Raw genomic sequence first — 13,217 nt, 5'->3', positions numbered from 1 at the left:
ACCTTTTCAAGGAATAGCATGAAAAAGATTGATGCGATTATTAAACCCTTCAAGCTGGACGACGTCCGCGAAGCGCTGGCAGAAGTCGGTATCACCGGGATGACGGTAACGGAAGTGAAAGGCTTTGGCCGTCAGAAAGGCCATACCGAGCTGTACCGTGGCGCGGAATATATGGTGGATTTTCTGCCGAAGGTAAAAATTGAAATTGTGGTTACCGACGACATCGTCGATACCTGCGTCGACACCATTATCCGTACTGCCCAGACCGGCAAGATCGGCGACGGTAAGATTTTTGTCTTCGACGTGGCTCGCGTTATTCGTATTCGTACCGGTGAAGAAGACGACGCGGCAATCTAAGCCGCGCCGTTAATTTGTCGGCCTGACAAGCGTAGCGCATCAGGCCGAGTGATTGCCGGATGGCGGCGTAAACGCCTTATCCGGCCTACTCGCGTAATACATTACAAGACTTTATGCGGACCGAAGCATTCGTAATGAATGTTCTCGTTTTTCACGCCCAGGCCGACCAGCTGCTTCGCGGCGAACTGCATGAAACCAACCGGACCGCACAGATAAAACTGCATCGCCGGATCGCTGATTGCGCTTTCCAGCTTGTTCAAATCCATCAGACCTACGCTATCAAACGCACCTTTCGCGCGATCGGTTTCGGTTGGCTCACGATACCAGGTGTGCGCACTAAAGCGTGGCAGCGTTTTGCCGAGTTCATTTACTTCATCAGCGAAGGCATGTACATCGCCATTTTCTGCCGCGTGGAACCAGTTAACCTGCGCCGTATGCTTCGCTTTCGCCAACGTGTCCAGCATCGCCAGCATTGGGGTTTGTCCCACGCCCGCGGAGATCAGAGATACCGGGGTGTCGGTCGCGACGTCCATAAAGAAATCGCCCGCAGGTGCGGCCAGGTGAACAACGTCGCCAACATTCGCATGGTTGTGCAGCCAGGTGGAAACCTGACCACCGTCTTCACGCTTAACGGCAATACGATAGCCTTTGCCATCAGGCTTACGGGTCAGTGAGTACTGACGAATTTCCTGATGCGGGAAACCTTCCGGCTTCAGCCAGACGCCCAGGTATTGTCCCGGATGATATTCAGCTACTGCGCCACCATCGACAGGTTCAAACTCAAAGCTGGTGATCAGTGCACTGCGTGGGGTTTTTGCCACGATGCGGAAAGGACGGGTACCTTCCCAGCCGCCATTTTTATTGGCATTTTCGCTATAGATTTGCGCTTCACGGTTGATGAAAACGTTCGCCAGTACGCCATACGCTTTACCCCACGCATCCAGAACTTCCTGGCCTGGGCTGAACATTTCGTCCAGCGTTGCCAGCAAATGACCACCCACGATGTTGTACTGCTCTGGTTTAATCTGGAAACTGGTATGCTTTTGCGCGATTTTCTCAACCGCTGGCAACAGCGCCGCCAGGTTTTCGATATTGCTGGCATACGCGGCAATCGCGTTAAACAGAGCCTCGCGCTGATCGCCATTACGCTGGTTACTCATGTTGAAAATTTCTTTCAGCTCTGGGTTATGCGTAAACATGCGATCATAGAAATGTGCGGTCAGCTTCGGACCTGTTTCAACCAGCAGGGGAATGGTGGCTTTCACTGTAGCGATGGTTTGTGCGTCAAGCATACGGTCTTCCTTTATCTGAGACTTTAATGATGTATGTCAAATGCATCTTATAAAAAATACCCCTGCATTGTAAATGGTTCTTTGTAACTTTGCGTTGTAAAGGTTACATCGTGAAAAATCTGCATCACAAACCTGAAAAGAAATCCGTTGAAATTCAGCAGACCTTTGTTCTCCAAAGCCTTGCGTGCCGTGAAGGTAATCGTTTGCGTAAAATCCTTTGTCAAGACCTGTTATCGAAGAATGATTCGGTTATACTGTTGGCCGTCGTCCAACGGGACTGCCTTTTTAGGCCGAAATTCTATTGTTAGCTGAGTCAGGAGATGCGGATGTTAAAGCGTGAAATGAACATTGCCGATTATGATGCCGAACTGTGGCAGGCTATGGAGCAGGAAAAAGTACGTCAGGAAGAGCACATCGAACTGATCGCCTCCGAAAACTACACCAGCCCGCGTGTTATGCAGGCGCAGGGTTCTCAGCTGACCAACAAATATGCTGAAGGTTATCCGGGCAAACGCTACTACGGCGGTTGCGAGTACGTTGATATCGTTGAGCAACTGGCTATCGATCGTGCAAAAGAGCTGTTTGGCGCTGACTACGCTAACGTACAGCCGCACTCTGGTTCTCAGGCTAACTTCGCTGTTTACACCGCTCTGCTGCAACCGGGTGATACCGTTCTGGGTATGAACCTGGCACAAGGCGGCCACCTGACTCACGGCTCCCCGGTTAACTTCTCCGGCAAACTGTACAACATCATCCCTTACGGTATTGATGAGTCCGGCAAAATTGACTACGAAGACATGGCGAAGCAGGCCAAAGAGCACAAACCGAAGATGATCATCGGTGGCTTCTCTGCTTACTCCGGCGTTGTTGACTGGGCAAAAATGCGTGAAATCGCTGACAGCATCGGCGCATACCTGTTCGTCGATATGGCGCACGTTGCGGGTCTGATTGCCGCAGGCGTTTATCCGAACCCGGTTCCACACGCACACGTTGTGACCACCACCACCCACAAAACCCTGGCGGGTCCACGCGGTGGCCTGATCCTGGCGAAAGGCGGTGACGAAGAGCTGTACAAAAAACTGAACTCTGCTGTGTTCCCAAGCGCGCAGGGCGGCCCGCTGATGCACGTGATCGCAGCGAAAGCCGTGGCGCTGAAAGAAGCGATGGAGCCTGAGTTCAAGGTTTACCAGCAGCAGGTTGCTAAAAACGCCAAAGCGATGGTGGAAGTGTTCCTGAACCGTGGCTACAAAGTGGTTTCTGGCGGTACTGAAAACCACCTGTTCCTGCTGGATCTGGTTGATAAAAACCTGACCGGTAAAGAAGCTGATGCCGCGCTGGGCCGCGCTAACATCACCGTTAACAAAAACAGCGTACCGAACGATCCGAAGAGCCCGTTTGTGACTTCCGGTATCCGTATCGGTTCTCCGGCAATCACTCGCCGTGGCTTCAAAGAAGCGGAAGCGAAAGAGCTGGCTGGCTGGATGTGTGATGTGCTGGACAACATCAATGACGAAGCCGTAATCGAGCGCGTCAAAGGTAAAGTTCTGGATATCTGCGCACGCTTCCCGGTTTACGCGTAAGCCATACTGATTGCTGGATGGCGGTGTAAACACCTTATCCGGCCTACAGGTAACTCACATGTAGGCCGGATAAACGAAGTGCCATCCGGCAGTTATATTGACTTAAGCAAGATTGTTTCATCGACTAAAGCCGCCATTGGTGGCTTTTTCTTTGCCTGAATCCATTTTCTCAATAAACGTATTTCTCGTCCCTGATTCAACGTTACTGCGCCGACAATCACGCCATCCTGCAGGTTAAACCATATTGCTTTATGCGCATCTGAATTGCCGCGTATGAACCAGCTTTCTCCCTGCATTTCGCCAACAAATTGTAGGTTGTCATTAAATTGGTCGGTCCAGAACCAGCCAGGTGTCTTCTCCGGCAACGGCAGATTTAGCATTGCGGCGGCGGCAATCTGTGCCTGAAAATTGGCGTTTTCCCAGCTTTCCATGCGTACTAACGAACCGTCGGGCTTGCGCGTTATCGCTACGTCACCGGCGGCGAAAATGTCCGGATCGGAGGTGGTGCTGGCGCTATCAACGATAATGCCGTTCGCCGTCTCCAGCCCCGCTTCGCGGGCCAGCGCATCATTCGCCACGATACCGATGCCGTAAACCATCACATCGGCCAGCAGCGTCTCGCCGTTTTGCAGCATCAGCGAGAGACACTCTCCCGCTTCGGCGTGTTCAATGGCGCTGTTAAGTAACACCCGCACGCCCGCCTGCTGGTGGCGGGCAAGCAGGTAGTCGCGCACCGGAGCAGGCGCGTTACGGCCCATGACCGTTGGTGCCAGCTCCACCACTGTCACCTGACAGCCTCGTTGAGTCGCGCTGGCCGCCAGTTCCAGACCAATGGTGCCCGCACCGACAATGACAATCGACTTACCCGGCAACAAAGTGTCGCGCAGGCGCTCGGCATCAGCGGTATGACGCAGAGTAAAGCATCGATCGCCCAGCTTATCTAACAGCGGAAGGGGGCGTGCCGCAGCGCCCGTCGCAATCAGTAGCCGATCCCACGGATAACTCTGCCCATCAGCCAGCACCAACTGATGCGTTTGGCGGCCGAGCGTCTGTACAGTAACACCCAGATGCAGCTGTACGTTGTGTTCCCGCCACCAGTCAGCGGGGAGTATCGGCTGAAGTTGCGGATTGTCGTCCAGCAGCATCGCTTTGGAGAGCGGTGGACGTTCATAGGGCAGATGCTGCTCATCGGAAAACAGGTGTAATTCGCCGTCAAATCCCTGCTGGCGCAGTGCGGCAGCAGCCATAGCAGCAGCCTGGCCGCCGCCGACGATAGCGATAGTTTTTTGGTTCATAACGCCTCCTCAGAGATCCAGTCCGGCGGCAACGTGACGAATACCGCGAATACCCAGACCGGCGTCGGCATTGATCATTACGCCACTTAATGTGCGGTTGTTGCGTTTTGACGCCAGCATCACATACGGACCGGTAAAATCCGCAGGCTCAGGGAAAAACTGTAGCGGCAAAATAGCGGCGATTTTTTCTGGTGTCAGCGACTGCATAATCGATGTATCGTTTTGTCCCAACGCCTGCGGGCCGCGTAGATCTGTCGCCATACCGCACGGACCGACACCGTTAACACGTACCTTTGGCGCCAGCTCGTAGGCCAACTGGCGAATCAGCCCGGTAGCCGCATGTTTAGAGGCGGTATACAGAGGGCCGCCGCCGCCGGGATACCATGACGCATTGGACAAGGTAAAGATGATGCTGCCTTCGCTGGCGATAAGTGCCGGGGCACAGGCTTTCGCCCCCAGCAGATAACCCAGCACGTTGACGTTAAACAGCTCATGAAAGCCGCTCTCCAGTACGTCTGCAGGCGTATTGACCAGCGAGGCGTTGTGATCCCATATGCCCGCATTACCGATAAAACAGTCCAGCTTGCCAAACGCTGTGAGGATTTGATCCACCGCGCGCTGATAGTCGGCGTAGCAGGTGACGTTGCCTTCGATTGCCAGTACATGTTCGCCAAAGCGCTGACGCAGACTGGCAACTTTAGCTGGCGACAGTTCCAGCGTGGCGACCTGCGCACCTTCTTCGATGAAACGCTCGACCAGCGCCAGGCCAAGGCCGGAGCCGCCGCCAGTGATAAAGACCACGTTATCGCGTAAATCGCTCATCTGGCGTCCTCCGGAATATCAACAAACACATCGCTACCGTCCACATATACTGCGTAGGTGGTTAGCGGATCGGTGGCGGGTAAACACAACGCCTTGCCGGTTTTCAGGCAGAAGCTGGCGGCATGCAGTGGGCATTCCACCGTAGCGTCTTCTTCCAGATAACCTTCCGACATCGAGGCGTTACCGTGGCTACAGCGATCGTTAATGGCATAGAACTCGCCGCCAACATTGAACAGCGCGATGACGGGCGAGGTATCAAGCCGGAGCGCTTCACCCTCCGGCAAATCCCCTACAGGGCAGGCAAATACACGGCTCATCAGAACAGTACACTCAGGTTATGGGAGGTGATCACCGCTTGATCCAGCACGATCTCACGCGCCAGTAAGCGCCACTCATCGCCGGGCAAACGACGGACTTTGTCCACGCGCGTGCCGACGTAAAACGTCTCGTCCCGCTCTTTTTGCGCGCGATACAGCAGATAGTTGAGGCGCACGGCGAACACGTCGGGCACGTCGGTTTCGCTGATTTGTAAGTTACTAATCAGATGACGGGTACGCGACGGCGGTTCTTCCGCCCAGGCCATGCCGGTTTCCAGCCGCGCGATGCGGCGCTCAAGCTGGTCTTTGTTGTCGTTGAAAATCCAGGTGGTTGGTGGCTGCACGCCTTTGCGGCGGTCGCGCGTCTGGGCGTTGACCGTGGTACGCATGGTGTAGCGAATGTCGTCATCCAGCTGCGCCAGCCAGTCGCGAAACTGCCAGTCGTCGAGCATACGCGCTTCTTCATACAGAAACTGGCTGATGCGATGATGCAGTTCGAGAGAAACTAAAGTGCTCATTTCATCACCTCCTGCTGGTAGGCGGCGGTTTTCTCGTGCACTTCCTGCCAGCTTTCGCTGCTGAGCAAATCGGCCCAGCGTTGGTACATGCCACGCGCGGCGGTTTCAGAAAAGATGTAGTTGGTGATCCCCGGAATGCCGTCTTCACGACGTTTCTCCTGGCCAAGCCCCATTTCCAGACACAATTTCGTGTTGCGTGCGCGATGACCTTTCAGCAGTTTTTGAATTTCACACCAGTTTTCCGAGTCGTCCTGCTCCAGGAACCCGGCGGGGCCAAAAGCCCGTGTGGCGCTGTTTTCAAACGCGGCTTTCACTTCATCAGAGGCGGCTTTGTCGGTAATACAGAACGCCCACACCTCAACCTGGTCCGGCCCACGCGGGTGCCAGACGCGCAGCGTGGCGGTACCGTTGAGCCAGGAAAGCGTGGGGAAAATGTTGTTGTGACCGGCCAGACGCAGGGCGCGAACCTTGCCCAAGCGTTGTTCGGCTTCCGCGTAGGTGTCGCGGTAGTAGCTGGAGACCTCACCATCGACCCAGACGTTGGCATCAGGATTCTCAGTAAAGAAAAATCCGCTGCCGTGCCCGTCCTGACCGAACTGTAGCGCGTCTTTGGCGGTTTCCCACACCGGGCGGGCGGTCTGACCATCGCCGAGGCGCTTATCGCTACCGTCGTCTTTCGCTCCCAGCACCTGCACCGCAGAGGCATGGCTGAACAGCGCGTGATACTGGTCGCTGGCAAACTGTTCGGCGGGGAATTTCCAGTTACAATCGATGGTCCACTTTTGTACGCCACCGACGATTTCGGTGCCGCCTTCACGGCGGTCGAGCACGCCGTCGAGATACCAGGCGATGTCACCGAGATAATCGCGAAGCGTTGGTGCGGAGGTATCCCAGTTGCCGAAAATCAGTCCCTTGTAGCTCTCTACGCCAGGCACTTCATTCAGTCCCCAATGCGATTTGCATAAACCTTGCGGATAAGCGCGCGGCTCCAGCGGCACGTCGATCAGCTCGCCGTTAATGCCGTACGACCAGCCGTGATACGGACAGGTGAAGGCGCGGGTATTGCCGCAGTCGGCGTAGCTGACGCGCATCGCGCGGTGGCGACACTGGTTGAGAAACGCTTTGATGCTGCCGTCTTTCTGGCGAACCACCACAACCGCATCCTCGCCCATGTAGGTGTTAAAAAAATCACCGGGTTTGGGGATTTGGCTTTCGTGGGCGAGAAATAACCAGCAGCGTCCGAAGATGCGTTCCAGCTCCAGTTGGTAAATTTCAGGGTCGGTATAAATTCGTGGGGTTACGCGACCGTTTTGCGTGTCGATCAGTTGGTAGATGTCTAAATTTGAGGGTGTGGTCATATTTTTTAATCCTGAAAGCTAAGATGTATTGACCTTCTTTTTTTGTACCTTAAGGATGTTGCTGGTTAGTTATCAATCTGTGAAATAGTAAATTTCTACCAGTTGAGACATTTTTTCGATAACAAGGAGAAGGGCATGGAACTGAGGCACTTACGCTATTTCGTAGCGGTGGCGCAGGCGCTGAATTTCACCCGAGCGGCAGAAAAGCTGCATACCTCTCAGCCGTCGTTAAGCAGCCAGATCCGCGATCTGGAAACTTGCGTGGGCGTTCCGTTGCTGGTGCGGGATAAACGAAAAGTTGCGCTGACGGCGGCCGGTGAGTGCTTTTTACAGGATGCGCTGGCGATCCTCGAACAGGCGGAAAACGCCAAAGTTCGTGCCCGTAGAACGGTGCAGGAAGATAATCATTTCTCCATTGGCTTTGTCCCTTCTGCAGAGGTCAATCTGTTGCCGAAGGTGCTGCCTTTGTTTCGTTTGAAGCAACCGGATACGCACATTGAACTGGTGAGTCTGATCACCACCGAGCAGGAAGAGAAGATCCTCAGCGGAGAGCTGGACGTTGGCTTAATGCGCCATCCGGTGTACAGCCCGGATCTGGACTATCTGGAGCTGATTCATGAGCCGTTGGTAGTTGTGTTACCGGTGAATCATCCGTTAGCTGATGAGCAGGCAATCTCCGCAGAACAACTACACGGCGTGAATTTTGTCAGCACCGATCCGGCCTATTCCGGCGCGTTAGCGATGATTGTCAAAAACTGGTTTCAGCAGCAAAAAAGCCAGCCTAACATTGTGCAAGTGGCAACCAACATTCTGGTGACCATGAACCTGGTCGGCATGGGGTTGGGGGTGACTTTGATACCCGGTTATATGAATAATTTTAATACCGGACAGGTGGTTTTTCGGCCAATTATTGGTGATGTCCCAACCATCGCGTTGCTGATGGCGTGGAAAAAAGGATCGCTCAAACCGGCACTGACCGATTTTATCGCCACGGTACATGAACGTTTGGCCGTGAGTCTGACGATGTAATGGTTACAACTCGCTGAGCTGTGACTCGACATACAGATAGCCAATTCCCATGAGTTGCTGGGCACGATTGAGCTGGCCGAAGCTTATCTGAGTCGCTCTGGCGCGCGGGTTATCACCGTGATCAAACGGGTTAAACCCAGTTTGCTGCACCAAGGTATTGAGCCAGCTATCGCCAAAAGCACAGCTACGACCGTACAACCATATCTGATTAATATTCAGTATATTCAGAAAGTTATATAAACTAAGCCCAATGGCGCTGGCGGCATGCTCGGCCCAGGCCTGAATACGAACATCACCGTTCTGCCAGGCAGTAATAAGCTGGTCGGTGGTGAGTGTTTCCGGATCGTAAAGGGACGTCGGCTGCGATTTCATCCACACGCGGGCCTGTTTTTTCAACGCGCTCAATGATGCCACCGTTTCCAGACAGCCATAGCGACCGCAGTCACAGGCAATTCCATCGGGATGAACGATGGTGTGTCCAATCTGGCCGCTGCCATACAGACTACCGCGCCAGATATTGTCGTTAATCACAAACGATGAGCCGATACCGTAATCAACGTTAATCACGCAAAAATCACCGTTAGCCGCTGGGTTTTGCCATTTTTCGGCCAGCGCCAGCATCACGCAGTCATTGTCCAGGCGGACCTGTACGCCGAGCATCTCTTCCAGCAGATATTTTATTTCCACCGGTGTTTTCCACGGGGCCTGGGGCATGGTTTTTGATGCGCCGGTGATCGGATCAACCTGGCCGTGAACGCCGAGCGCCAGATTAATCGTGACCTCGGGAAATTGTCGACGGTATTCCCGCCAGTGTGCAGCAAGGGCTGACAGCAGCGCTTTGGGGGTTTCCGGCTTAATGACCTCATGACGCCAGTCGCCGATGGCAACCAGCCGTGCGTCCGCCAGTTGGCTGGTGATACTGGTAGGGGTGACGTTGATACATAGCGTCCATGCGCCTTTTTCTGGCAAATGATAGCTGCCGCTGCTCAAACCGCGCTGGCTTAAGGTTTTTCGCGAATGACTGATTCTCCCCTCATCCATTAGCTCTTCGAGGATATTGCTGACCGCCGGGATCGACAGGCTGGTGAGCTGCGCCAGCTGTGACTTGCTGAGCTGCTTTTCCCGCCACAGGTGCGACAAAAAGATCTGCTTATTCGCCTGACGAACCCTGGCGTTGTTGAACCCCGAACGCTGCATTCACTTAACTCCCTTAACTATATTGCGTGAGCATTGCGCATTTTAGCGCCACTTAACTGCCGCAGAATAGCATCAAGTTGAATTTTTACTTTTTCTTATTGAGTGGAGAGCGGCATGTACGGTTCAGTTAAAGTCTGGCAAGAAACGATCACCCTCCCAACGTGGACGGCGGGTGAAGAAGATGCCAACCCAATGTTTCTGGAAAAGCGGGTTTACCAGGGATCTTCTGGCGCGGTGTATCCGTATGGCGTGATTGATACGCTGACCGGCAAACGTGAAATGCGCGACTATCAGGCGGTGTGGATGGAGAATGACTTCATTCGCGTCATGCTGTTGCCGGAGTTAGGCGGGCGTATTCATCGAGCGTATGACAAAGTTCAGCAGCGCGATTTTGTCTACTACAACGAAGTGGTGAAGCCCGCTCTGGTTGGTTTGCTTGGGCCGTGGATCTCTGGTGGCATTGAATTTAACTGGCCGCAGCATCATCGCCCAACCACTTTTATGCCAGTCGATTTTACGCAGCAACAGGGTGAACACGGCGAATATACCGTATGGATGGGTGAGGTAGAACCTATGCGCGGTTTACAGGTGATGACCGGATTTACGCTGTATCCGGATCGCGCCCTGATCGAGATAACCGGGAAGGTGTTTAACGGTAACGCTACGCCGCGCCATTTTTTATGGTGGGCGAATCCAGCGGTGAAGGGCGGCGACGATCACCAGAGCGTGTTTCCGCCGGATGTGACCGCAGTATTTGACCACGGTAAGCGTGATGTTTCTGCGTTTCCTATCGCCACCGGTACATACTATAAAGTGGACTACTCGGCTGGCGTGGATATCTCGCGCTACAAAAACGTGCCGGTACCGACCTCCTACATGGCTGAAAAATCAGATTATGATTTTGTTGGCGCATGGCATCACGGTGAGCGAGGCGGTCTGCTACATGTGGCTGACCACCACGTTTCGCCAGGGAAAAAACAGTGGACCTGGGGCTATGGCGACTTTGGCGTTGCCTGGGATCGTAACCTTACCGATGACAACGGTCCTTATATTGAACTGATGACTGGGGTCTTTACCGACAACCAGCCGGATTTCACCTGGCTTGCGCCGTACGAAGAGAAAGTCTTCGTGCAAAACTTCCTGCCCTACAGCGAACTGGGCATGGTGCAAAACGCCAGTACGCAGTTGGCGCTTCGTCTGGTACGTGAGCGTAGCCAGCTTTCTGTGGGCGTTTATGCGATTGCGCCGCTGCACGACGTGCAGATTACGCTTTCTGCCGATGGACAACCGTTCTATGAGCATACGCTGACCCTGGAGCCCGGACAAAGCTGGCTGGCTGATGTGTCTGACGATAACCATGCGCGGGTAACGATGACTGTCACTGGCGCCGATGGCATTACGCTTTTGCAGTACGAAGAGCACATCGAGCAAGAGTTACCACTGCCATCGGCGGCCGTCGCGCCAGCGCTGCCAGAAGCGCTTTCTAATACCGATGAACTCTATTTTATTGGTCAGCATCTGGAGCAGTACAACCATGCCAGCCGCTATGCCGAAGATTATTATCGCCGCGCGCTGGACGTTGATCCGCTGGACTACCGCAATAATGTGGCCCAGGGGACGCTGGCGCTAAACCGCGCGGACTGGGCGCTGGCGGCACAATGTGCCGGCAAGGCGCTGGAGCGGGCGCATAAGCTCAATAAAAATCCGCGTGATGGCGAGGCGAGTATGCTGCTGGCCGCCGCACAGGAACGTCAGGGCGATGATGACAGCGCGTGGGATAATTATTATAAGGCCAGTTGGAGCGGCAACTGCCGGGATGCGGCTTTCTGGTCGTTAGCGCGTTTGGCGATGAAGCGTCAGGACTACGCTGGCGCATTGGAAAAGGTGGAGCAGAGCCTGCGCTTTAACGGTAGTAATAACCTGGCGATGGGGCTGAAAGCGCTGGCGCTGGCAAAGCTTGATCGCAATGCACAAGCGCTGGACTACATTCGCCAACAGCTGGTGGATTATCCGCTGAGCTATACCCTGCATTATGCACGCTGGGCAATCTGCCAGGACGAAGCGACAGCGCTTGCGCTGATCTCGATTACCGGGCGTCGCGGGACCAACGCGTGTGAACTGGCAGGCTGGCTGACTTCTTTGGGGCAAAAGGATGCTGCCCGTGGCGTGCTGGAACTGCTTGACAGCCAGGAAACGCTGCCGATGCTGTGGCGCGCCTCGCTGAGCGATAATCCACAACCCTTCATTGAACGTGCTCGTGAGTGTCTGCAAAACCGCGTGCGTTTCCCCAATACGCTGGATGAAGTGCAGATGCTGCAAACTCTTGAGCAAAGCGCTTTTGCCCGCTATTTACTCGGCTGTTTCTGGTACAGCAAACGGCGTTATGCCGAGGCGGTTTCCTGCTGGCAGTTCACGCTTGCGCAGGAAGCGGATTTCGCTCCGGCGCATCGTTTACTGGGGATTTACGCCTGGAACAAACTGCAAGATGCGCAGCAGGCGAAACAGTATCTGTCGCAAGCCGTGGCGCTGGAGCCGCAAAATGCCCGCTTCCTGTTTGAACTCGACTATCTCAACAAGCTGATGGCACAACCGGCTGAACAGCGCCTGCAGCGGCTGGAAGCCAGTAAAGAGATTGTCTTCCTGCGTGATGATCTGACGGTGGAACTGCTCAGCTTGTGGAATGGGTTGGGGCGCTATGATGATGCCGCCGCAGTATTACGTGAGCGGGTGTTCCATCCATGGGAAGGCGGTGAAGGTAAAGCCACCGGGCAATATCTGCTTAATCAATTACATCGTGCGCTGGCTGCCGTGCAGTCCGGCGACCCGCAAACTGCTATTACGCAACTGCAACAGGCGCTGCACTATCCGCAAAACCTCGGAGAAGGCCGTTTGCCAGGGCAAACGGATAACGACATCTGGTATTTGCTGGGGTATTGCGCGCAGCTGCAAGGCCATTTCGAAGAATCTCAGCGCTACTTCTCCCGTGCGACGCGCGGCGGAAGCTCACTGGATGCCGGACGTTACTATAACGACCAGCCAGTGGACTATCTCTTCTGGCAGGGTATGGCGCAGAGAAAACTTGGCGATGATGCAGAGGCGGACGCTCTGTTCAATAGCTTCCTGCAATGGGTTGAGTCGCATCACGACAACGTGCCGGATGTCGATTTCTTTGCCGTATCGCTACCCGACCTGGTGGTGCTGGATACCTCAGCACAAGCAAAACACCAGCAACACTGCCTGTTTATCAATGCGCTCGGGCATCTGGGGCTAGGAAATAGCGCCGCCTGTCAGCGTGAACTTGATGAACTCCTGCAACTCAATCCGGCACATGACAAGGCATTACTGCTGCGTCACGCCATTAACGTAAGGCTTTTCCAGTAATACCCGAAACGGGTGGGGGATAACCTCACCCGAAACCTACTGTACCCTGCGTTTCCCTGAAAGAGGAATCA

Annotated in this window: 11 protein-coding genes; 4 read left to right on the top strand and 7 right to left on the bottom strand. The window is 54.4% G+C overall.

Going from position 1 to position 13,217, the window contains the following annotated elements:
* The first annotated feature begins 18 nt into the window (after nt 1-18).
* A complete protein-coding gene (glnB, locus tag G4551_RS17430) occupies nt 19-357 on the top strand; it encodes a nitrogen regulatory protein P-II (RefSeq protein WP_002914032.1) in 339 nt (112 codons plus the stop codon).
* Nucleotides 358-458: 101 nt separating this feature from the next.
* Here glnB and hmpA read toward each other — a convergent pair whose 3' ends face one another.
* Nucleotides 459-1,649: an NO-inducible flavohemoprotein gene (gene hmpA / locus G4551_RS17425; protein WP_003838400.1), complete on the bottom strand. Its 1,191-nt coding sequence runs from the start codon at nt 1,647-1,649 to the stop codon at nt 459-461.
* Nucleotides 1,650-1,975: 326 nt separating this feature from the next.
* Between hmpA and glyA the strand changes: the two genes are divergently transcribed.
* The gene (gene glyA / locus G4551_RS17420; RefSeq protein ID WP_003037627.1) at nt 1,976-3,229 is read left to right on the top strand and encodes a serine hydroxymethyltransferase; all 1,254 of its coding nucleotides are present in this window, start codon (nt 1,976-1,978) and stop codon (nt 3,227-3,229) included.
* A 92-nt stretch (nt 3,230-3,321) separates the two neighbouring features.
* On the opposite strand, the gene hcaD is transcribed toward glyA, so the two are convergent.
* From hcaD to hcaE, 5 genes are read right to left on the bottom strand one after another with little or no spacing between them, the layout of a single operon-like run.
* Entirely contained in the window at nt 3,322-4,524 is a 1,203-nt protein-coding gene (gene hcaD, locus G4551_RS17415; protein ID WP_003838404.1) for a phenylpropionate dioxygenase ferredoxin reductase subunit, read from the bottom strand.
* Nucleotides 4,525-4,533: 9 nt separating this feature from the next.
* Complete coding sequence (gene hcaB / locus G4551_RS17410; RefSeq protein WP_003838406.1) at nt 4,534-5,346, bottom strand: 3-phenylpropionate-dihydrodiol/cinnamic acid-dihydrodiol dehydrogenase; 813 nt, start codon at nt 5,344-5,346, stop codon at nt 4,534-4,536.
* The gene (hcaC, locus tag G4551_RS17405; RefSeq protein ID WP_003838408.1) at nt 5,343-5,663 is read right to left on the bottom strand and encodes a 3-phenylpropionate/cinnamic acid dioxygenase ferredoxin subunit; all 321 of its coding nucleotides are present in this window, start codon (nt 5,661-5,663) and stop codon (nt 5,343-5,345) included. Before hcaC ends, hcaB begins: the two co-directional genes overlap by 4 nt.
* A complete protein-coding gene (gene hcaF, locus G4551_RS17400; RefSeq protein WP_003838410.1) occupies nt 5,663-6,181 on the bottom strand; it encodes a 3-phenylpropionate/cinnamic acid dioxygenase subunit beta in 519 nt (172 codons plus the stop codon). The genes hcaC and hcaF overlap by 1 nt, the downstream gene beginning before the upstream one ends.
* Nucleotides 6,178-7,539: a 3-phenylpropionate/cinnamic acid dioxygenase subunit alpha gene (gene hcaE, locus G4551_RS17395; RefSeq protein ID WP_003838413.1), complete on the bottom strand. Its 1,362-nt coding sequence runs from the start codon at nt 7,537-7,539 to the stop codon at nt 6,178-6,180. The genes hcaF and hcaE overlap by 4 nt, the downstream gene beginning before the upstream one ends.
* 135 nt (nt 7,540-7,674) lie before the next feature.
* Between hcaE and hcaR the strand changes: the two genes are divergently transcribed.
* Nucleotides 7,675-8,568, top strand: a complete 894-nt coding sequence (gene hcaR / locus G4551_RS17390) for a DNA-binding transcriptional regulator HcaR (protein WP_003838415.1) — start codon at nt 7,675-7,677, stop codon at nt 8,566-8,568.
* A gap of 3 nt (nt 8,569-8,571) precedes the next feature.
* On the opposite strand, the gene G4551_RS17385 is transcribed toward hcaR, so the two are convergent.
* Nucleotides 8,572-9,765 carry an ROK family transcriptional regulator gene (locus G4551_RS17385; protein WP_003037640.1) on the bottom strand — a complete coding sequence of 398 codons (1,194 nt, stop codon included), beginning with the start codon at nt 9,763-9,765 and terminating at the stop codon, nt 8,572-8,574.
* A gap of 114 nt (nt 9,766-9,879) precedes the next feature.
* Here G4551_RS17385 and G4551_RS17380 point away from each other — a divergent pair, with 114 nt between their 5' ends.
* Entirely contained in the window at nt 9,880-13,146 is a 3,267-nt protein-coding gene (locus G4551_RS17380) for a DUF5107 domain-containing protein (RefSeq protein WP_003838417.1), read from the top strand.
* The last annotated feature ends 71 nt before the right edge of the window (nt 13,147-13,217 follow it).

This window comes from Citrobacter freundii ATCC 8090 = MTCC 1658 = NBRC 12681 (genome assembly GCF_011064845.1).
GTDB lineage: Bacteria > Pseudomonadota > Gammaproteobacteria > Enterobacterales > Enterobacteriaceae > Citrobacter > Citrobacter freundii.
The sequence above is the reverse complement of the archived record's forward strand: the minus strand, read 5'-3'. Positions and strand labels throughout refer to the sequence as shown.